This window comes from Stenotrophomonas sp. YJH_SMC_130, assembly GCF_059369035.1.
Genome location: NZ_JCAFSH010000008.1, coordinates 1 through 20,094, shown reverse-complemented (window position 1 = coordinate 20,094; position 20,094 = coordinate 1). Strand labels below are relative to the sequence as shown.

General features: G+C 65.7%; 15 protein-coding genes. 4 read left to right on the top strand and 11 right to left on the bottom strand.

What is annotated here, in order from left to right; translation table 11 throughout:
* Positions 1–5 precede the first annotated feature (5 nt).
* The 6 genes from AC5P5V_RS11615 to AC5P5V_RS11590 form a co-directional block, all read right to left on the bottom strand.
* Positions 6–2,738: a TcfC E-set like domain-containing protein gene (locus tag AC5P5V_RS11615; RefSeq protein WP_231352279.1), complete on the bottom strand. Its 2,733-nt coding sequence runs from the start codon at positions 2,736–2,738 to the stop codon at positions 6–8.
* 51 nt (positions 2,739–2,789) lie between these two features.
* Entirely contained in the window at positions 2,790–3,299 is a 510-nt protein-coding gene (locus AC5P5V_RS11610; protein ID WP_134968547.1) for a CS1 type fimbrial major subunit, read from the bottom strand.
* A 280-nt stretch (positions 3,300–3,579) separates the two neighbouring features.
* Positions 3,580–3,942, bottom strand: a complete 363-nt coding sequence (locus tag AC5P5V_RS11605; protein ID WP_134968546.1) for a NirD/YgiW/YdeI family stress tolerance protein — start codon at positions 3,940–3,942, stop codon at positions 3,580–3,582.
* A 318-nt stretch (positions 3,943–4,260) separates the two neighbouring features.
* Positions 4,261–5,538 (bottom strand): citrate synthase, encoded by a 1,278-nt coding sequence (locus AC5P5V_RS11600; RefSeq protein WP_134968545.1) that lies wholly within the window; start codon positions 5,536–5,538, stop codon positions 4,261–4,263.
* A gap of 296 nt (positions 5,539–5,834) precedes the next feature.
* Positions 5,835–6,077 carry a type B 50S ribosomal protein L31 gene (locus AC5P5V_RS11595; protein WP_005410871.1) on the bottom strand — a complete coding sequence of 81 codons (243 nt, stop codon included), beginning with the start codon at positions 6,075–6,077 and terminating at the stop codon, positions 5,835–5,837.
* 88 nt (positions 6,078–6,165) lie between these two features.
* The gene (locus AC5P5V_RS11590; RefSeq protein WP_134968544.1) at positions 6,166–7,104 is read right to left on the bottom strand and encodes a nucleoside hydrolase; all 939 of its coding nucleotides are present in this window, start codon (positions 7,102–7,104) and stop codon (positions 6,166–6,168) included.
* 226 nt (positions 7,105–7,330) lie between these two features.
* Here AC5P5V_RS11590 and AC5P5V_RS11585 point away from each other — a divergent pair, with 226 nt between their 5' ends.
* On the top strand, positions 7,331–8,659 hold the full coding sequence (locus tag AC5P5V_RS11585) for a Fic family protein (protein WP_134968543.1): 1,329 nt from the start codon (positions 7,331–7,333) through the stop codon (positions 8,657–8,659).
* A gap of 173 nt (positions 8,660–8,832) precedes the next feature.
* Here AC5P5V_RS11585 and recG read toward each other — a convergent pair whose 3' ends face one another.
* The 5 genes from recG to gmk form a co-directional block, all read right to left on the bottom strand.
* Positions 8,833–10,944: an ATP-dependent DNA helicase RecG gene (recG, locus tag AC5P5V_RS11580; RefSeq protein WP_134968542.1), complete on the bottom strand. Its 2,112-nt coding sequence runs from the start codon at positions 10,942–10,944 to the stop codon at positions 8,833–8,835.
* Positions 10,945–10,951: 7 nt separating this feature from the next.
* The gene (locus tag AC5P5V_RS11575) at positions 10,952–11,338 is read right to left on the bottom strand and encodes a RidA family protein (RefSeq protein WP_005418954.1); all 387 of its coding nucleotides are present in this window, start codon (positions 11,336–11,338) and stop codon (positions 10,952–10,954) included.
* A 196-nt stretch (positions 11,339–11,534) separates the two neighbouring features.
* Complete coding sequence (locus AC5P5V_RS11570; RefSeq protein WP_005410876.1) at positions 11,535–13,697, bottom strand: RelA/SpoT family protein; 2,163 nt, start codon at positions 13,695–13,697, stop codon at positions 11,535–11,537.
* A gap of 106 nt (positions 13,698–13,803) precedes the next feature.
* Positions 13,804–14,103, bottom strand: coding sequence for a DNA-directed RNA polymerase subunit omega (gene rpoZ, locus AC5P5V_RS11565; RefSeq protein ID WP_005410877.1), 300 nt, complete (start codon positions 14,101–14,103; stop codon positions 13,804–13,806).
* A 110-nt stretch (positions 14,104–14,213) separates the two neighbouring features.
* Positions 14,214–14,879, bottom strand: coding sequence for a guanylate kinase (gene gmk, locus AC5P5V_RS11560; protein WP_005410878.1), 666 nt, complete (start codon positions 14,877–14,879; stop codon positions 14,214–14,216).
* A 290-nt stretch (positions 14,880–15,169) separates the two neighbouring features.
* Between gmk and fdnG the strand changes: the two genes are divergently transcribed.
* Genes fdnG through AC5P5V_RS11545 form a run of 3 tightly spaced genes read left to right on the top strand, consistent with a single transcriptional unit; the run spans position 15,170 to position 19,810 of the window.
* Positions 15,170–18,238 carry a formate dehydrogenase-N subunit alpha gene (gene fdnG, locus AC5P5V_RS11555; RefSeq protein ID WP_141653593.1) on the top strand — a complete coding sequence of 1,023 codons (3,069 nt, stop codon included), beginning with the start codon at positions 15,170–15,172 and terminating at the stop codon, positions 18,236–18,238.
* Positions 18,239–18,248: 10 nt separating this feature from the next.
* Positions 18,249–19,166, top strand: a complete 918-nt coding sequence (fdxH, locus tag AC5P5V_RS11550) for a formate dehydrogenase subunit beta (RefSeq protein ID WP_012481154.1) — start codon at positions 18,249–18,251, stop codon at positions 19,164–19,166.
* Positions 19,163–19,810 (top strand): formate dehydrogenase subunit gamma, encoded by a 648-nt coding sequence (locus AC5P5V_RS11545; protein ID WP_134968540.1) that lies wholly within the window; start codon positions 19,163–19,165, stop codon positions 19,808–19,810. The genes fdxH and AC5P5V_RS11545 overlap by 4 nt, the downstream gene beginning before the upstream one ends.
* The last annotated feature ends 284 nt before the right edge of the window (positions 19,811–20,094 follow it).

The following is a 20,094-nucleotide window of genomic DNA, read 5'->3' as shown; positions in this document are numbered from 1 at the left end:
CCGGCTCATGGCGTACCTCCTGCAGCAGCGGTCTGGGGTGTGGCGGCAACCAACGCGCGTTCCTGCAGCAGGCGGGTCACGCGGGCCTGCTGGCGGATCTCGGGCGGCAGCTGGGCCACGGCCAGCGGCTCGCAGTGCACGGCGCCGACCAGCAGCACCACCTGGCGGCGCTCGCGCACCTGCAGCGGGCAATGCAGCAGGCGGTCGTCCTGCAGCAGGTACAGCGTTGTTTCGCGACGCGGGAAATCGGCAACGAAGCTGCCGTTGGCGCTGGTGCCGGGCACCGGCGCATTGAGGATGCGGGCGCCGCCCAGCGGCGCGCCGCCAAGGTCCTTGGCGCTGCCGATGAAGGTGTAGGTCACTTCGATCGGCACCGGCATGCGCATCAGCTTGCCGGGGGTGAGGAACATCGGCCGTGCACCGCCCACGCCGGTCACGCGGATGGCGGCGATGCTGTCCAGCGTGCTGGCATCCTGAACTTCAGCGCGCTGCGACTGATAGGCCTGCAGCGGCAGCAGCCGTCGCTCGCCGATCTGCAAACGCTGTCGGCGTAGCCCGCCCACCTGCAGTTCGGCAGCCACCCCGCGCAGGTCGATGTCGTCGGAGCCGGCCACCTGCACGGCCAGGCCCGCGTCAGCGCCGTTGCTTCCGCTCCAGTAGAAGCCGCGCTTGCCCAGTGCAAAGCCGGAGCTGTGCATACCGCTGTAGGCGGTTTCGCTGCGGCCGCGCTGCTGGTAGTGCGCAAGGGTGGCGCCGCTCTGGCCCAGGCTGTTCTGCAGCTGGCCGCTGAGCGTGGCGCTGTAGCGATTGCTGTTGTTGCCGCGCAGTTCGGCAGACACCTCGCGGTACTGTGCGTCCAGCTCCTGGCGCAGACTCTGGCCAATGCTGTACGTGACATCCGGACGCTGATGCTGTGGCTGGCGCACGTCCACGCTGTAGCGGCGCTGGCCGCTGCCGGCGGTGCCGCGCAGAAGACGCGTGAGGCTCAGATTGAAATAGATACCGCGGTCGCGCTGGTCGCTGCCGCGCAGGCTGTCCGTGCTGCGTTGCTGCCACACGCCCACCCGGGTCGATACGTTGAAATCCTGCCAGCGGCGGCTGCGGTTGAAGCTGGCCTGCCAGGTGCGGCTGAGCTGCGGCTCGCGACGCGGCTGCCACGGCGCCGGTGGCGGCAGCAGCGGGTCGAGCCCGGCCAGCGGATCGTCTTCCAGGCCTGGCAGGGTGCGCCCGGCGCGCCAGGTCTGGCGCCGCGTAAAGCCCACATGGGCACTGCCACCGGCCACCGGCAGCGCCATCGAGGCGCTGAGCGAATTGATGCAGCCCAGCTGGTCGCGCGCATCGGCCTCGAACTGGCAGGCCTTGCCGCGCATGCGCTGCCGGTAGATGTTCCAGGACGCGGTGCGACGGTAGGAGAGCTGGTGCTGCTGGCCGGTACTGCCATCGTTGCCGCGCATGCCACCGAAACTGGCGCGCAGTTCCTGGGTGGCATACAGGCGGCGCAGGTCCACGCGCAGTTCGCCATAGCGGAAGCCGCCCAGGTCGGCGGCACCGGCCACCATCGCCAGGTCGCGGCCCAGCGGCACGCGCATGCCGGCCACGGCCACGCGCTCGCCATCGAAGCGGTCACTGCGGCGCTCGTTGCGCCTGCCACCCTGCACGAACCATTGCCACTGGCTGTTGGTCCAGTCGCCGCCCTTGTCGAAGGGCGCGTCTTCGGTACGCACCAGCACGCCGTCTTCGTAGATGCGCAGGGTGACGTTGTAGTTGCCGAACGGGAAGGTGCGGGTATCGATCTGGTTGATGCCGGCCTGCAGGTAGGAGGTCTGCAGCAGGCGCGTGCCGTCGTAGGCATCCACGCGCGCGTCGCGGGCCAGCAGCACGGTCAACGGCGTGGCCTGCACGGCGGCATCGGCATCCACATAGGCCTGGGTGGTGCCCACGCGCACGCCCTGGAAGCGGTCCAGCGGCAGCATGCTGAAACTGAAGGTGCCGCCCTGCGGACTGGACAGGTTGCGGCGGTCCATGCGCCCGGCCTGCAGGTAGTGCGCCTGCCCCAGGTCATGGCGGTAATAGACGTTGTCGAACTGGAACGCGCTGTCGCTGCTGCGGCTGCGGTAGCGCTGCTGATTGAAGTTCCATTCGGCAAAGGCGTGCCCGCGATCGAACAGGCCCAGCACGCCGGTGCCACGCGCGGACAGCGCCTGGTAATCGCGGCTGCCACTGACATTGATCACCTGCTGGTGCAGGAAAGCGTTCTCGGCATTGGCGCTGACGGTGTGGAAACGTTCTGCGGCTGGCTCGCCGGGAATCCACTGGCGGGCAACGAACAGGCGCACCGCGCCCTCGCCTTCGTCGTACAGCGCGCGCACGGCAGCGGGGTCCTCCGGTGGGTCGAGATAGCCGCAACCGGCCGTGGCGCCACCGAAGCGGCAGGCCAGGTGGCTGTTGCGCGGCATCGGTTGCGACAACGCAGGCAGCAGCACGGCCTGCGCCTCGGCTGACAGATCGAGCGACTGCAGCACCTGCCCGGGCGCTTCCAGCTGCACGTGTTCCAGGGTCACGCGTACCGGCGACAGCCCGGCCGAGCGGCCGAACAGCTGGATGTCGAGTTGTTCGGTCTGGCCTTCAACCAGATCCTCGAAACCGGGCGGGACGCCGCGCGCCGCCACCAGCGGCGTTGCCAGCGCCAAGGCGAGCGCGACCGCCAGCCGGGTAACGGCGGGGGCATGTGGGGTCATGGGAGTACCGCTGGAGAAGCGGCCGGCCCGGCGTGCGGGCCGGCGCGGGGATTACGGCGTGGTGGCCTTCTGGTTCAGCACGATGTTGACGATGCCGGTGTAGGCACCCTTGGTGGTGATCGGCGCCGGGGTGGTCTGGGCAATCGTCAGCGGCATCGAGATCGAAGCACCGGGGGTGGAGCCGGCGCCGGTGAACAGATCGGCAGCCTTGAATTCGATCGGGCTCTCCGCCAGTGCGCGGCGGTTGAGGCTGACGGTCATCGGCACGGTGACCTTGCCGTCACCGTTGACCAGCGCGAAGGCACCGCCGATCTTGGCTTCGATATCGGCCTTCTCATCGTTGGAGTGGATGCGCACATGCTGGGTGCTCGGCACAAGGCCGCGCAGCGGATCGTGGGTCAGGGTGACGGCGTCCGGCAGTGCGCTGCCGTCATCACGCAGCAGGGCCAGGGTCGGGTCGACGTCGGCGTAGACGGAGATCTTGGTTTCAACAGCGTGCGCGGACAGCGAAGCGGTAGCCAGCGCTGCAGCGAGCGCGGCCTTCTTGAGAATGGCGTGCATGGTTGTCTCTCTCGGACAAGGGGGAATTTGAAAGCTCCCCTCCCCAAGGAGAAAAGGGAGGGAAGCGCCGCCCGCGGGGATGGGTGCGGGCGACGGAGAGAATGTTAGAAATCCATTGCCATGCAGGCCATTCAAGGATTCCTAAAACGTTGAACGTTAAGGAGAATTCTTGAATTCGCTCAATGTTTGAGGGTTATGCAATTTCCCTCATCGGTTCAATGCAACAAACCTCATTGCATTGAATTTGTAGAGCCGAGCCGATGCTCGGCTGCCGTTCGCTTCAACCTGCCGGCACGACGGTGACGTGATCAACATCGATGTCGGTCGGCTTGAAGCGATGCGTGTCGACCTTGCCACGCAGTTCGACCACGGTGTCGGCGCCGATGGCCTGCGGCGGCAGATCTTCGTCATCGATCTCAACGTCGATCTGGCCGCTGGCATCACGGAACTGGTAGCGCTCGTCACCGATCCTGGCGATGAGGGTGCCGCGCAGCACCACCGGATGGTCATCACGTTGCGCGCGAGCGTCGGCGACAGTGCTGGCAGCAGCCCCTGCCCCCGGCCCAGTGTACTGCGCGACGGCCTGCGGGCTCAGCAGGGCCAGCGGCGTGGCGATGAAAGCGATGGCGATCAGTCGGTTCATGGCGTTCTCCATACAGGGATGAGTACGCACAGGTTCTATCGCCTTCGATGTGATCCCCATGCAATAGATCCGAAAAAACATGAAAGCGACATTCATTATCAGAGCGCGTTCAGACCCGGAGGCGGGCTCTTGTAGAGCCGAGCCACGCTCGGCTGCGCGGTGTGGACGGGCGCCAGCCGAGCATGGGCTCGGCTCTACAGCGCCCCTCCGGGAATCGTGCGGACCAGCGGTCCGCACCCACCCTCCGTCGAACACGATCAGGGCACAAAAAAACGCCCCGCGGATGCGGGGCGTTCTCGGCACAACCTACGCGGGCGATCAGCCCTGGTAGTCGCGCACGTCGCTGCCGGTGTAGACCTGGCGCGGACGGCCGATCTTCATTTCCGGATCGACCTGCTGTTCCAGCCAATGCGACACCCAGCCGGAAGTACGGCCCAGGGCGAACATGACGGTGAACATTTCGGTCGGGATCTGCAGCGCCTTGTAGATGATGCCGCTGTAGAAATCGACGTTCGGGTACAGCTTGCGGGCGACGAAGTACTCGTCCTGCAGCGCAGCCTGTTCCAGCTTCACGGCCACGTCCAGCAGCGGATCCTGCACGCCCAGCTGCTTGAGCACCTTGCTGGTCATCTCGCCGATGACCTTGGCGCGCGGGTCGAAGTTCTTGTAGACGCGGTGGCCGAAGCCCATCAGGCGGAAGCCGGAGGTCTTGTCCTTGGCCTTGACCACGGCGGACTCGACATTGTCGGCGCTGCCGATCTCTTCGAGCATCTTCAGCACGGCTTCGTTGGCACCGCCGTGGGCCGGACCCCACAGCGCGGTGACGCCCGCAGCGACCGACGCGTACGGGTTGGCACCGGTCGAGCCGACCAGGCGCACGGTCGAGGTCGAGGCGTTCTGCTCGTGGTCGGCATGCAGGATGAACAGCAGGTCCAGTGCCTTGACCACGTCCGGGTTCAGATCGTACTGGCCGTCAGCCGACTCGAAGGTCTGCTTCAGGAAACGGCTGACGTAGTCCAGCGAGGTGTCCGGCTTGTTGGCCGGCAGGCCCTTGCCATGGCGGTAGATCAGCGCCGACAGGGTCGGCACCTTGGCGATCAGGCGCACGGCGGCCTTGCGGCGCTGTTCGGCGTCGGACAGGTCCAGCGAGTCGTGGTAGAAGGCCGACAGCTGCGCGATCGCGGCCGCCAGGATCGCCATCGGGTGGGCATCCTTGGCGAAGCTGCCGATCAGGGTGTTGATCGACTCGTCGACGTTGGCTTCGGCGGTCAGCTCATCGGTGAAGGCCTTCAGCTGCTCGGCGCTCGGGCGCTCGCCGTTGATCAGCAGGTAGGCCACTTCGACGTAGCTCGACTTTTCCGACAGCTGTTCGATCGGGTAGCCGCGGTACAGCAGCACGCCCTTGTCGCCGTCGATGTAGGTGATGGCGGACTTGCAGCTGGCCGTCGCGGTGAAGCCGGAATCGTAGGTGAAGAAACCCGTTTCCTTGGTCAGCTTCGCGATGTCGACGCAGTCGTTGCCAAGGGTGGGTTTGATGACGGGCAGAACGACGGACTTATCGCCGGCGTTGAGCGTGACCTGATCAAGATCGGACACTGTGTGCGCTCCTTCATGGGAAGGCGCCTGCCCAAGCGCATTGGTCAGGCACGTGAATGACGTCCTCGGCCTGTGCCGGGGATCATGTCATTATCGCACAGCAGCATTTGTCGGGTGCTAGACGGAAGTCGTATACGACAGGCGGCCAGACACCGGCCGTTGAGCGGCCCGGATCGGCAAAAGCGTTGTCACACGAACGCAGTGTTCCGTCCATCCAAACGCCCGTTGGGTTGGCGTTGGGGAAAAACAAACGGCCGCGCAGAGCGCGGCCGTCGGTTCGAAGCTGGATCGACAGATCAGCGCGCGTAGCGCTTCTGGAACTTGTCGATACGGCCCGAGGTGTCGATGACCTTGTGCTTGCCCGTGTAGAACGGATGCGAAGCCGAGGAAATTTCAACCTTGACCAGCGGGTATTCGTTGCCGTCTTCCCACTGGATGGTTTCCTTCGTCGCCATGGTGGAGCGGGTCAGGATCTTGAAATCGGAGGTGACGTCATGGAAGACGACGTCGCGGTAGTTCGGATGGATATCGGCCTTCATGGGCTCACACCGTAAATGGGCTGGTGGTCAAGAGCGGCATTATAAGCACCGGTTGCCGTTCGGGGCAACCGGTGGCCGGCAACGGACGTCAGTCCGCGCCCAGGGCCTGGCGCACCAGGGCCTCGAAACGCCCCTGGTCGTAGGCCATCAGTAGATCGCAGTTGTCCGGCTGGCCGGTCTGGCGGTTCCAGTCGACGATGGTGGCGCCGCGGCTGAACGTGCCATTCAGCTCGACGTTCAGCGGCCGCGACTCGACCTGCAGCTGCCCTTCCGGATTCAGCGCCCACGCCATGGCCACCGCATCAGCGGTATACCAGCGGCCGCCCTTGGCATCTTCCGACAGCGCGCGGGTCTTGCGCGAGATCAGTTCGTAGAAGCGGGCGCGATCGGAATCGGCCTGCAACCACTGCTCGGCCTGCTCAAGCGGCAGGCCATGGGCGACGGTGGCCTCCCAGTCCGACACCAGCAGGTGCTTGAACGAGGTGAACACCACGTGCGCCGCTTCGGGATCGAAGGCGATGTTGAACTCGGCAGCCGGGGTGATGTTGCCGTGGCAGGTGACCGCGCCGCCCATCACCACGATGCGCTTGATGCGCTGGGGCAGGGTCGGGTCCAGCTTCAGCGCCAGCGCCAGGTTGGTCAGCGGGCCGAGCATCACCAGCATCAGTTCGCCGGCGTGTTCATGCGACAGGCGCAGGATGGCCAGCGCAGCGTGCTCGGCTTCGGCCTGGCGGCTCGGCGGCGGCAGGTCCACGTCGCCGTAGCCATCACGGCCATGCACGTGGGCAGCGTCAACGGAGGGGTGCAGCAGCGGATCCGGGCTGCCGGCAAACACCGGTACGTCGGGGCGGCCGACGATGTCGCAGAGCTTGAGGGCATTGCGGACGGTGTATTCGAGGCCGACATTGCCGGCGGCGATGGTCAGGGCGACCACGTCGTGCCGTTCATCGGCAAAGGCCATCAGCAGGGCCAGGGCGTCGTCCACACCGGGATCGGTGTCGATCAACAGGGGGATCTTGTGGGTCATTATTGCCGTCTTCAGATCGGCAACGAAGTGTGGACCGGGATGATGACCGTTGCAATACCGCACTACCCCAACGGCAAAGGTGCCGGGGAGAGCGTGGGCTCCCTTGCCCGCCACTAACGGCCCCGCCCGACTCGCTCACGAACATGAACGAATTTTGATTGGGCACGCTTGGAGCGCTCAACATCATTTGCTATAAAAAGTAATACATATTTTATAGAAAGCCGCCATGAAGGTGCCCATGCCAGCCCCCGATCTGGCAACCCTCACCCGGAAGTACATTGAGACCCTCGGTACCATCCTGGACGCCCGGATTGGGCCAGAGGTGAACGGCGCCTATGAGCACTGGGACAAGGTGCGCCACAGAGCGCCACCGGCAGGCCTGAACGCGGAGCAGTGGTGGCTGGGTATCACGTGGACGCGCGCAGCATTGCTGAAGCCGCTGCCGCTGTTGCTGGACAAGACGCAGCAACCCTTCAAGCTCGCACTTACCGATTCAATGCAGCGGCACCTGCACTACATTGACCGGGAGGCCGCAGGCTCGGTGAAGGGTGTGGATGCTGCCAGCGGCCAAGGACGGTTCATGATCCGGTCGCTGATCGAGGAAGCGATGACCTCATCGCAGTTGGAGGGCGCCTCGACCACGCGGGCCGTGGCAAAGGAAATGTTGAGCACGGGCCGCGCGCCGCGCGACCAGTCCGAGCGCATGATCTACAACAACTACGTGGCAATGAACGTGATCCGCGAGCGCGGCATACGCCCGATCACTCCCGGCGAGATTCTGGAACTGCACAGCATCCTCACCGACGGCACGCTGGAGCTGCCAACCGACAGCGGGCGTTTCAGAACCGCCGAAGACAACGTTGCGATCTTCGACCGCGGCTCACCGCCTACGCTTCTGCACACCCCTCCTCCGGCCGAGGAAGTGCCTGCACGGATTGAGCGGCTGTGCACGTTCATCAATGAAGAAAGCACACCGTTCGTGCATCCAGTCGCCAAAGCCATCGCACTACATTTCCAGATTGGCTATGACCACCCTTTCGTGGATGGAAATGGCCGTACGGCGCGCGCACTGTTCTACTGGGCAATGATGAATGCCGGGTACTGGATGACCGAGTACTTCTCCATTTCCAGCGTGCTGAAGAAGTCTCCAGGCAAGTACATGCGGGCCTACCTGTACACCGAAAGTGACAACCGGGATCTTGGCTACTTCGTTGCGCAACAACTGGAGGCCATTGAGCAATCGATCCAGGGACTGCATGCCTACATCGCCAGGAAGCATGCAGAGGATCAAGCGGCGCGACGTATGTTGCGAACCGCCCGGCTTGGCGGTATACAGCTCAATCACCGTCAGCGCGCGTTGCTGGCCAACGCGCTGAAAGATCCTGACCGGACCTACACCGTCGCCAGCCACCAGGCGGCACACACCATTACCTATCCGACCGCATTGAAGGATCTGAATGGATTGGTGGCTGCCGGACTTGTCAGCAAAGAGCGCGTCGGGAAGGCTTCCGAGTATCTCGTGCTTCCCGGCCTTTCGGAACGCTTGGTGTTGTAGATCCACGCCATACGTGGATGACGGGAGGATGATCGAAAGCGCCGTCTGTAGAGACGAGCCATGCTCGACTCCCGCGCGCAGCGCGAACAGCAGCCGAGCGCGGGCTCGGCTCTACAGTAGATCCACGCCATGCGTGGATGTGTGGACCAAGGTCCACACCCACCAAGGCGGCATTATGCCGAGGCGTAACGCACAGCGGTGCCGATCCACCGTGCAACCACGCGATCGGCCAGCGCGGGCTGCTGGTCCAGCAGGCGCTCGGCCAATTCATGCACGCCGGGCAGCAGGCCGGCGTCGCGGGCCAGGTCGGCAATGCGGAAACCGGCCAGGCCGGTCTGGCGCGTGCCCAGCAGTTCGCCGGGGCCACGCAGTTCCAGATCCTTCTCGGCGATGACGAAACCATCGTTGGTCTCGCGCATGGTCTGCAGGCGCTCGCGCGCCATCTGCGAGAGCGGGGACTGGTACAGCAGCACGCAGCGCGATACCGCCGAACCACGACCCACGCGGCCACGCAACTGGTGCAGCTGGGCCAGGCCGAGGCGCTCGGCGTTCTCGATCACCATCAGCGAGGCGTTCGGTACGTCCACGCCCACTTCGATCACGGTGGTCGCCACCAGCAGGTCGATCTCGCCGGCCTTGAACGCCACCATCGTCGCAAGCTTCTCGGCGGCCTTGAGGCGGCCATGCACCAGCCCGACGCGAACACCGGGCAGCAGCGCCTGCAGTGATTCGTAGGTGGCCTGCGCCGGGGTGGCATCCAGCTCTTCGCTTTCCTCGATGAGCGTACACACCCAGTACACCTGCCGCCCTTCCTGGCAGGCCAGTGCGATGCGCTCGATCAGTTCCGGGCGACGGTCATTGTTGAGCGCGACCGTCTGCACCGGTGTACGTCCCGGCGGCAGTTCGTCGATGGCCGACACATCCAGGTCCGCGTACTCGGACATCGCCAGCGTGCGCGGAATCGGCGTGGCGGTCATCACCAGCTGGTGCGGCACGCTGTTGCCGCCCGCGCCCTTGTCGCGCAGGGCCAAGCGCTGGTGCACGCCGAAGCGGTGCTGCTCGTCGACGATGGCCAGCGCCAGATCCTGGAACACCACGGCCTCCTGCATCAGCGCATGGGTACCGACCACCACCTGCGCTTCGCCGTTGGCGACCTGCTCCATCACCTTGGCACGTGCCTTGCCGGTGACCTTGCCGGCCAGCCACGCGATGCGCACACCGAGCGGTTCCAGCCAGCCGCGCAGATTGTTGAGGTGCTGCTCGGCCAGCAGTTCGGTGGGTGCGGCCAACGCAACCTGCTTGCCCTGCTCCACCGCCAGCATGGCGGCCAGCGCGGCCACCACCGTCTTGCCGGAGCCGACGTCGCCCTGCACCAGCCGCAGCATCGGGCTGGGGCGCGCGAGGTCTTCACGGATCTGCTTGAACACGCGTGCCTGCGCCCCGGTCAGCGCGAACGGCAGCTGCTTCAGCAGCGCCTTGGCCAGCTTGCCGGGACCGGCCAGCGGCGGCGCATGGTGTGCCTGCAAGGCAATGCGCTGGCGACGCAGGCTGAGGTGATGGGCCAGCAGTTCTTCCATCGCCAGGCGACGCTGCGCCGGGTGGGTACCAGCCGCCAACGCGGCCAGATCGGCATCCGGCGGTGGCCGGTGCACGGTCAGCAGCGCGCTGCGCAGCGACGGTAGGCCCAGGCCATCGAGCCAACCGCTGGGCAGCAGTTCCAGCGTGCTTTCCTCGGGCAGGCGGTCCAGCGCCTGGCCGATCAGCTTGCGCATGGTCATCGGGCCGACGCCTTCGACGGTGGGATACACCGGGTCGAGGCGGTCGCCGAGTTCGGGATCGTCGTTGCGGCCCAGCACCTGGTAGCTGGGATGGACGATTTCCAGGCCGAGGTGGCCGGGCTTGGGCGTGCCGAAGCAGCGCAGCCGGGTGCCGACCGCGAACTGCCCGACCTGCTGCTGGCGGAAGTGGAAAAAGCGCAGCACCAGGGTGCCCTGCCCTTCGTCCTCCACCGCCACTTTCAGCATCGGCCGGTAGCGCATGCCGCGCTCGACCGCGACCACCCGCCCTTCCACCTGCGCCGGCACGCCGTTGCGCAGGTCTTCGATGCGGGTCAGCCGGGTCCGGTCTTCATAGCGCAGCGGCAGATGAAGCCAGAGATCCTGCAGGGTGGCCAGGCCACGCGCCTGCAGTTTGGCGGCCACGGCCGGACCGACGCCGGCGAGCATCGCCAGGGATGCTTCGCCGGACGGTGACAGGACCGGGGTGACCGCCGCCTTGCGTGCCACGTGGCGGTCAGTCGATGACCATCACCGCGTCGACCTCGAAGCTGGCGCCCTTCGGCAGGCCGGAGACTTCGATGGTGGAACGGGCCGGGTACGGGGCCTGGAAGTAGTCCTGCATGACCGCGTTGACCTTGGCGAACTCGCCCAGGTCGGTCAGGTACAGGCCCAGGCGCACGACCTTGTCCAGCGAACCACCTGCGGCTTCGGCCACGGCCTTGAGGTTGTCGAAGGCGCGGCGGGCCTGTGCTTCGACGTCACCGGCGCCGACGATGTCGCCGGTAGCCGGGTCGAGCGGGATCTGGCCGGAGAAGTACACGGTGTTGCCGGCGCGCACGGCCTGCGAGTACGGGCCGATGGCGGCGGGGGCCTTTTCGGTGTTGATGATCTGGCGGGACATGGGTCGCTCCGGTGCTTGGGGGAAAACAGAGCGGTGATTGTACCGGCTGGGGGTGCATCCACGCATGGCGTGGATCTACCGCAGTCCGGGCATGTGATGCGCCGCCTGTAGAGCCGAGCCCATGCTCGGCTGCTTCAGGCAAGAGCAGCCGAGCATGGGCTCGGCTCTACAAAAACCATCCACGCATGGGGTGGGGTTATTGGCGGCGTACCGATTGCACGACCGACAGGCGGCGCAGGCGGCGCATCACTTCTGCCAGGTGGTTGCGGTCGCGCACCTGGATGTTGAACGCCAGCACGGCGGCGTTGAAGTCGCGGTCCAGGTAGTCCACGCGCTCGATGTTGGAATGGCTCTGTGCGATGGCGGCGGCCAGCTGCGCCAGCACGCCGGTGCCGTTCTCCACTTCCACCACCAGCGAGGTGTCGTAGTCGCCGGAGACGGTGGTGTCCCAGCCGATCGGCACCCAGCGCTCGGGCGACTTGCGCAGCTCGGCCAGGTTCGGGCAGTCCATGCGGTGCACCACGATGCCCTTGCCGGCGGTGTGGTAGCCCATGATCTCGTCGCCGGGTATCGGCTGGCAGCAGCCGGCGAAGGTCACCACGCCACGCTCGCTGCCGTTGATCAGGATTTTCTCCTGCGAGTGGTGGCGCGAATGCGGGCCACCACGCAGTTCGGCGTAGGCCATCAGCGCCTGCGCGGCCTGGGTCGGCATCCAGTTGCCCAGTGCGACCTCGGCCAGCAGCGCTTCCAGGCGCGGGAAGCGGTGTTCGGCCAGGAACGCGTCCAGGCGGCCTTTCGGCAGGCGCTCCAGCGACGAATCCATCGCTTCCAGCGCACGGTCGAGCATGCGATGGCCGAGCTGCACGGCATCTTCGTGCTCCAGCTGCTTGAGCTGGTGGCGGATGGCGGTGCGTGCCTTGCTGGTGACCACGAATTCCAGCCACTGCGGTTTCGGCGTGGCCGAGCGTGCGGTGATGATCTCCACCGACTGCCCCGACACCAGCTTGGTGCGCAGTGGCACCAGTTTCTTGTCCACGCGCGAGGCCACCGCCATGTTGCCCACGTCGGTATGCACGGCGTAGGCGAAATCAAGCGCGGTGGAGTTGCGCGGCAGCGCCAGGATCTTGCCCTTCGGGGTGAACAGGTAGACCTCGTCCGGGAACAGGTCGACCTTGACGTTGTCGAGGAACTCCAGCGAGGAACCGGCGGCGCGCTGCGAGTCGATCAGCTCGACGATCCAGGCGTGGGCACGGCTCTGCGCGCTGTTGGGCGAGTCACCACCGAACTTGTAGGTCCAGTGCGCGGCCACGCCGCGTTCGGCGATCAGGTCCATTTCCTCGGTACGGATCTGCACTTCGATCGGCGAACCATACGGCCCGAACAGCACGGTGTGCAGCGACTGGTAACCGTTGGCCTTGGGAATGGCGATGAAATCGCGGAAGCGCCCATCCAGCGGCTTGAAGGTGGCGTGCACCGAACCCAGCGCGTGGTAGCAGCTGGGCACGCTGCGCACGACCAGGCGGAAGCCGAACACATCCATCACCTGGTCGAAGGATTTGTTCTCGTCGCGCATCTTGTTGTAGATGCTCCACGGGGTCTTGATGCGGCTGATCAGCCGATGCTCGATCCCCTCCTTGGCCAGGCGCTGCGACAGCTGCACTTCCACCTGCGCCATCGCTTCGCGGCGCACCACCGGCTGGCTGCGGATGTGTTTTTCGATGATGGCGTGGCGCCATGGGTAGAGCGCCTTGAACCCCAGGTTCTGCAGCTCGCTCTTGACCAGGCTCATGCCCAGGCGCTGGGCGATGGGCGCGTAGATCTCCAGCGTCTCGCGGGCGATGCGGCCGCGCGCTTCGCGGCTCTGCGCGCCCAGCGTGCGCATGTTGTGCAGGCGGTCGGCCAGCTTGATCATGATCACGCGCAGGTCGCGCGACATCGCCAGCAGCATCTTGCGGAAGCTCTCGGCGGCCGCTTCCTGGCGGTCGCGGAACTTCAGCTTGTCCAGCTTGGTGACGCCGTCGACCAGTTCGGCCACGGCTTCGCCGAACTCGGCGGCCAGCGCCTCGCGGGTCAGCGGGGTGTCTTCGATGGTGTCGTGCAGGATCGCGGCGATCAGCGCTTCCACGTCCAGGCCGAGCTCGGCCAGCACCTGGGCTACGGCCACCGGATGGGTGATATAGGGCTCGCCCGACTTGCGCGTCTGCCCAGCGTGCGCGGAGGCCCCGACTTCCCAGGCACGGCGCAACAGCGGCAGCTGTTCCGGCGGCAGGTAATGGGCGGCGCGTTCGAGCTGGAGGACATAGTCGGGTACGGCGGCAGCGGGGGCTGCGGCGACCTTGGCAGTGGGGCCTGGGTTCATGCCCGAAGCCTATTCCAGCGCGACGTTTACGGCAAATCCTGAATGCGAAACAGCCCGCACGGGGCGGGCTGTTCGGTGTATCCAACGATTACGTTGATCGATGCGATCAATCGTCGTTCTTGGACATGTCTTCGTCGGCGACCACTTCGGCGGCAGCCCACTCCAGCGCTTCGCGCTCGGCGCGCTCACGCTCGGCCTTCTCGACTTCGTCGATCAGGGCGTTGTCGATCTTGCGGGCGGCGATTTCGCGCAGCGCCAGCACGGTCGGCTTGTCCTCGGTCTCGCTGTTGTCCAGCGTGGCCTGCACGCCGTTGGCGAGCTGGCGGGCACGCTTGGACGCCATCATGACCAGTTCGAAACGGTTGTTAACGACTTCCAGGCAATCTTCTACGGTGATGCGGGCCATACGGGCTCCCGGCGACCGGTCGGCCGCTCAGTCGAATGAGGGAAAGGGGACGGAGTGTACTGGCAGGGGCTGGACAAAATCAAGCCAACCCCTACCCGATTCTTTTGGAATCAGTCAGTTGCACCCGGATCGGGGGTCAGCAGCGCCTGGATCAGGCCGGCGTGGCGGACCTTCTGGGCCTCCCGGCGCAGGCGGCTGGCAGTGAAGATGGCGCACAGCTCGTCCACGGCAGTGTCGAATACCTCGTTGACGATGACGTAGTCGAACTCGTTGAAGTGCAGCATTTCATCGCGGGCTGCCCCCAGCCGCTGGGCGATGACCGCTTCGCTGTCCTGGCCGCGCTTGCGCATGCGGTCCTGCAAGGCCTGCTTGGACGGCGGCAGGATGAACACGGTGACCGTGCCCGGCACCAGCTGGCGCACCTGCTGCGCGCCCTGCCAATCGATCTCCAGCAGCACGTCCTGGCCGGCGGCCAGCTGCGGTTCCACCGACTGCCGGGCCGTGCCCTTCCAGTCGCCGTGCACCCAGGCGTGTTCGAAGAAGTCGCCGGCGGCGATCATCTGCTCGAACTTCTCGGCACTGACGAAGTGGTAGTGCTGGCCGTTCACCTCACCGGGGCGCATCGCGCGCGAGGTGAAGGAGATCGACAGGGCGATCTGCGGGTCACGCGCCAGGGTGGCATTGACGATGCTGCTCTTGCCGGCGCCGGACGGGGCGGCCACGATGTACAGCGTGCCGCGCGCAACGGCGTCCGACGGCTTCGACGGGGCGCTCATGCGCGGAACCCAATTGGTTGATTTCGCAAAATTTTTCCTCGGTGTTCCAGGTCCGGCGCGGAGGATCGCGCCAGGACGGCGGGGGCTGCGCGGAACATCCTGGAACCAGGCCCGGCAGACGCTTCCCCAGGGGGCGGGCACGCAACTTTACCAGAGCAGGCCCTTTCCGGGCCCGCCCGGCAGGCGCCGCGCCTTGTGCCACATGGGCATCCGGGGGCCTGTGCTATAACCGGCCCGTACCCAACGACAGCCCGGAGGCCTGCGCCTCCCCGCCATCCCAGGAGAACGGCATGCCATCGATGAGCCGCCGCCAGTTCCTGAAAGTGACCGGGACAACCCTGGTCGGCTCCAGCCTGGCCTTGATGGGCTTCGCGCCCGGCATCGCGCTCGCGGAGGTCAGGCAATACAAGCTGACCCGCGCGACCGAGACCCGCAACACCTGTACCTACTGTTCGGTGGCCTGCGGCATCCTGATGTACAGCCTCGGCGATGGCGCCAAGAACGCCGAGCCGAGCATCTTCCATATCGAGGGCGACCCGGACCATCCGGTCAACCGCGGCACGCTGTGCCCGAAGGGTGCCGGCCTGGCCGACATCATCCACAGCAAGTCGCGCCTGCTCTACCCCGAGTACCGCGCGCCGGGCTCCAACGAGTGGAAGCGGCTGAGCTGGGACGATGCGCTGGATCGCATCGCGCGGCTGATGAAGGAAGACCGCGACGCCAACTTCGTGCAGAAGAACGAAGCCGGGCAGACGGTCAACCGCTGGCTGACCACCGGCATGCTGGCGGCCTCGGCCACCAGCAATGAGACCGCGGTGCTGACCCACAAGGTCGTCCGCTCCCTTGGCATGCTGGCATTCGACAACCAGGCACGTGTCTGACACGGCCCGACGGTGGCAGGTCTTGCCCCGACGCTAGGCCGTGGTGCGATGACGAATCACTGGGTCGACATCAAGAATGCCGACCTGATCCTGATCATGGGTGGCAATGCCGCCGAGGCGCATCCGTGCGGGTTCAAATGGGTGACCGAGGCCAAGGCGCACAACAAGGCCCGGCTGATCGTGGTCGATCCGCGCTTCAACCGCTCGGCCGCGGTGGCCGATGTGTACGCGCCGATCCGCACCGGTACCGACATCGTGTTCCTGGGCGGCCTGATCAACTACCTGCTGACCGAGGACCGCATCCAGCACGAGTACGTGCTGAACTACACCGACATGTCGTTCCTGGTGAAGGACGAGTTCGCCTTCAAGGACGGCCTGTATTCGGGCTACAACGAAGAGAAGCGCAGCTACGACCGTTCCAGCTGGGACTACGCCTACGGTGACGATGGCTTCGTGCGCAGCGACCCGACGCTGAAGGACCCGCGCTGCGTCTACAACCTGCTGAAACAACACTACGCGCGTTACACCGTGGAGATGGTCGAGCGCATCTGCGGCACGCCGGCCGACAGCATCCGCCAGGTGTGGGACATGATCGCGTCCACCGCCGGCAAGGACAAGGCGATGACCATCCTGTACGCGCTGGGCTGGACGCAGCACTCGATCGGCGCGCAGAACGTGCGTGCCGGCACCATGGTGCAGCTGCTGCTGGGCAACATCGGCGTGGCCGGTGGTGGCATGAACGCGCTGCGCGGGCACTCCAACATCCAGGGCCTGACCGACATCGGCCTGATGTCCGACCTGCTGCCCGGCTACCTGACCCTGCCGAAACAGGATGAGCAGGACTACGAGGCCTACATCGCCAAGCGCACGCAGAAGCCCCTGCGCGCCAACCAGATGTCGTTCTGGCAGAACTACCCGAAGTTCCACGTCAGCCTGATGAAATCGTGGTGGGGCGATGCCGCCACCGCCGACAACAACTGGTGCTTCGATTACCTGCCCAAGCTCGACAAGCCGTACGACATGCTGCAGGCGTACGAGCTGATGAACGAGGGCAAGATCCATGGCTACATCTGCCAGGGCTTCAACCCACTGGCTTCGGCGCCGAACAAGGGCAAGCTGATCAGCGCGTTCTCCAAGCTGAAGTTCATGGTCAGCATGGATCCGCTGGAAACCGAGACCATCGCCTTCTGGCAGAACCACGGCGCACTGAACGACGTCGACCCGAGCACGATCCAGACCGAAGTGTTCCGCCTGCCCACCACCTCCTTCGCCGAGGAGAACGGCGCGGTGGTCAATTCATCGCGCTGGCTGCAGTGGCACTGGAAGGGGGCCAACCCGCCGGGCGAAGCGCGCAGCGACATCGAGATCATGTCCGAGCTGTTCCATCGCATCAAAGCGATGTACGAGAAGGATGGCGGTGCGTGGTGGGAGCCGGTGCGCGACCTGGCCTGGAAGTACGCCAACCCGGAGCTGCCGACGCCGGAAGAACTGGCGATGGAATACAACGGCAAGGCGCTCGTGGACGTGTTCGATCCGAAGGACCCGACCAGGCTGGTGCGCAAGGCCGGCGAGCAGCTGGCCGCGTTTGGCGACCTGCGCGACGACGGCAGCACCGCCTCCGGCTGCTGGATCTACATCGGCGCCTGGGGTCCGACCGGCAACATGATGGCGCGGCGTGACAACAGTGACCCGACCGGCATCGGCAACACGCTGGGCTGGGCATGGGCGTGGCCGGCCAACCGCCGCGTGATGTACAACCGCGCCTCGTGCGACGTGGCCGGCCAGCCCTTCGATCCGCGCCGCACGCTGCTGGCCTGGAACGGCAAGAACTGGGGCAACGTGGACGTGCCGGACTTCAAGGCCGACGAAGATCCCGCCGGCGGGATGGGCCCGTTCATCATGAACCCGGAAGGCATCGCCCGCTTCTTCGCCAAGGCCGGCATGGCCGAGGGACCGTTCCCGGAGCACTACGAGCCCTTTGATACGCCGCTGCGCAGCAACCCGCTCAGCCCCGGCCAGGCCCTGACGCTGAACAACCCGGCGGCACGCGTGTTCGCCAGCGACCGTGCACAGATCGGTTCGCCGGACGAGTTCCCGCATGTGGCCACCACCTACCGCCTGACCGAGCATTTCCACTTCTGGACCAAGCACGGCAAGTTGAACGCCATCATCCAGCCCGAGCAGTTCGTCGAGATCGGCGCGGCATTGGCCGATGAGCTGGGCATCACCAACGGCAGCCGCGTGCGGGTGAGTTCCAAGCGTGGCCATATCGAAGCCGTTGCGATGGTGACCAAGCGGATCAAGGCCCTGCAGATCGATGGAAAGACCGTGCACCAGGTGGGCGTGCCGATCCACTGGGGCTTCCTCGGTGCGGCCAAGCCCGGATATATCGCCAATACGCTGACCAATGCCATCGGTGACGGCAACTCGCAGACGCCCGAATCGAAGTGCATCCTGGTCAAGGTCGAGAAGGTGTAGGAGAAACGCCATGTCACTGCAATCGCTGGACATCATCCGCCGCTCGGCCACCACCACGCCCTCGCCGGAGGCGCGCGGTGCGCACACCGGCCAGGTCGCCAAGCTGATCGATGTGAGCAAGTGCATCGGCTGCAAGGCCTGCCAGGTCGCCTGCATGGAGTGGAACGACCTGCGCGACGAAGTGGGCAGCTGCGTTGGCAGCTATGACAACCCGCCCGATCTGAGCGAACAGTCGTGGACGGTGATGAAGTTCCGCGAGTACGAGGACGAAAAGGGCAAGCTGGAGTGGCTGATCCGCAAGGAGGGCTGCATGCACTGCAGCGACCCGGGCTGCCTGAAGGCCTGCCCGTCGCCCGGCGCGATCATCCAGTATGCCAACGGCATCGTCGACTTCCAGGAAGAGAACTGCATCGGCTGCGGCTACTGCGTGACCGGCTGCCCGTTCGACGTACCGCGCATCTCCAAGAAGGACCACAAGGCCTACAAGTGCACGCTGTGTTCGGACCGGGTGGCGGTCGGTCAGGAGCCGGCATGCGTGAAGACCTGCCCGACCGGGGCGATCACCTTCGGCAGTAAACAGGCGATGACCGAGCATGCCGCCGGCCGCGTGGAAGACCTGAAATCGCGCGGCTACGAGAATGCCGGCCTGTACGACCCGCAGGGCGTCGGCGGTACCCATGTGATGTACGTGCTGCAGCACGTGGACAAGCCCGAGCTGTACGCCGACCTGCCCAAGGACCCGCGCATCAGCCCGATGGTGGAAGTCTGGAAGGGCGTAGCCAAGCCGCTGGGCGTGCTGGCGATCGCCGCTACGGCCTTTGCTGGGTTCCTGCATTACATCGGCATCGGCCGCAACACGGTCAACGACGAGGAAGAAGAAGAAGCCGAGCACGAGGCGAAGAAGATCGAAGAGGAGCAGCGGCCATGAAATACGCCCCGCACCCGCGGCAGATCATCCGCTACCGCGCGCCGACCCGCATCAATCACTGGATCGTGGCGATCTGCTTCGTGCTGACCGCGCTGTCCGGGCTGGCGTTGTTCCACCCTGCCCTGTTCCCGTTGACCCAGCTGTTCGGTGGCGGCCCGTGGACGCGCATCCTGCATCCGTTCATCGGCCTGGCCATGGTGGTGGGCTTTGCGCTGCTGGCGTTGCGCATGTGGCGCGACAACCTGCCGACCGCCGATGACCGCGCGTGGATGCGCGGCATGCGCGATGTGCTGCGCAACGAGGATGAAAAGCTGCCACCGGTCGGTCGCTTCAATGCCGGCCAGAAGCTGCTGTTCTGGGCCATCATCGGCTGCCTGTCAGCACTGCTGCTGACCGGCTTCGTGATCTGGCGGCAGTATTTCAGTCATTTCTTCCCGATCGGAGTGATCCGCTTCTCGGTGCTGGCCCATGCGCTGTTCGGCTGGGTGCTGGTCTGCGCGATCGTGGTGCACATCTATGCGGCGCTCTGGATCAAGGGATCGGTGCGGGCGATGACCCAGGGCAAGGTGACCTATGGGTGGGCGTACAAGCATCACCGCCAGTGGTTCCGCGACATCCTGCGCGGGCGCCGGGAACAGGGGTAGCGGCAGGGCCTGCGGCCCTGCACCCGCTTCAAGCCAAGGCAACAGCAACAGCGGCTATCCGTGGGATGGCGGGGTGGATCCGGTTGCGGGAGACGCTGCAAGTACCCCTCCGGGGCCCGGCCCAGCCGCTGGCGGCTGTGCGCTCGGGCGCTTGCGAAGCAGTGCTTCGCAAGCAAAGCGCCCTCACCCATGTAAGCTCGGTCGCCGCTTGCTCGTGTGCGCAATCCTGCGCACGCGGCAAGACCGGGGTTGGGCGTCCTGCCCAACCCGCCCGAGGCATGCCT

Coding starts and splice junctions, on each gene's coding strand:
- AC5P5V_RS11545 (WP_134968540.1), top strand. CDS start 19,163: ATGAAATACGCCCCGCACCCGCGGCAGATCATCCGCTACCGCGCGCCG.
- AC5P5V_RS11575 (WP_005418954.1), bottom strand. CDS start 11,338: ATGTCCCGCCAGATCATCAACACCGAAAAGGCCCCCGCCGCCATCGGC.
- AC5P5V_RS11615 (WP_231352279.1), bottom strand. CDS start 2,738: ATGACCCCACATGCCCCCGCCGTTACCCGGCTGGCGGTCGCGCTCGCC.
- AC5P5V_RS11595 (WP_005410871.1), bottom strand. CDS start 6,077: ATGAAGGCCGATATCCATCCGAACTACCGCGACGTCGTCTTCCATGAC.
- rpoZ (WP_005410877.1), bottom strand. CDS start 14,103: ATGGCCCGCATCACCGTAGAAGATTGCCTGGAAGTCGTTAACAACCGT.
- gmk (WP_005410878.1), bottom strand. CDS start 14,879: ATGAGCGCCCCGTCGAAGCCGTCGGACGCCGTTGCGCGCGGCACGCTG.
- fdxH (WP_012481154.1), top strand. CDS start 18,249: ATGTCACTGCAATCGCTGGACATCATCCGCCGCTCGGCCACCACCACG.
- AC5P5V_RS11590 (WP_134968544.1), bottom strand. CDS start 7,104: ATGACCCACAAGATCCCCCTGTTGATCGACACCGATCCCGGTGTGGAC.
- AC5P5V_RS11605 (WP_134968546.1), bottom strand. CDS start 3,942: ATGAACCGACTGATCGCCATCGCTTTCATCGCCACGCCGCTGGCCCTG.
- AC5P5V_RS11585 (WP_134968543.1), top strand. CDS start 7,331: ATGAAGGTGCCCATGCCAGCCCCCGATCTGGCAACCCTCACCCGGAAG.
- AC5P5V_RS11610 (WP_134968547.1), bottom strand. CDS start 3,299: ATGCACGCCATTCTCAAGAAGGCCGCGCTCGCTGCAGCGCTGGCTACC.
- AC5P5V_RS11570 (WP_005410876.1), bottom strand. CDS start 13,697: ATGAACCCAGGCCCCACTGCCAAGGTCGCCGCAGCCCCCGCTGCCGCC.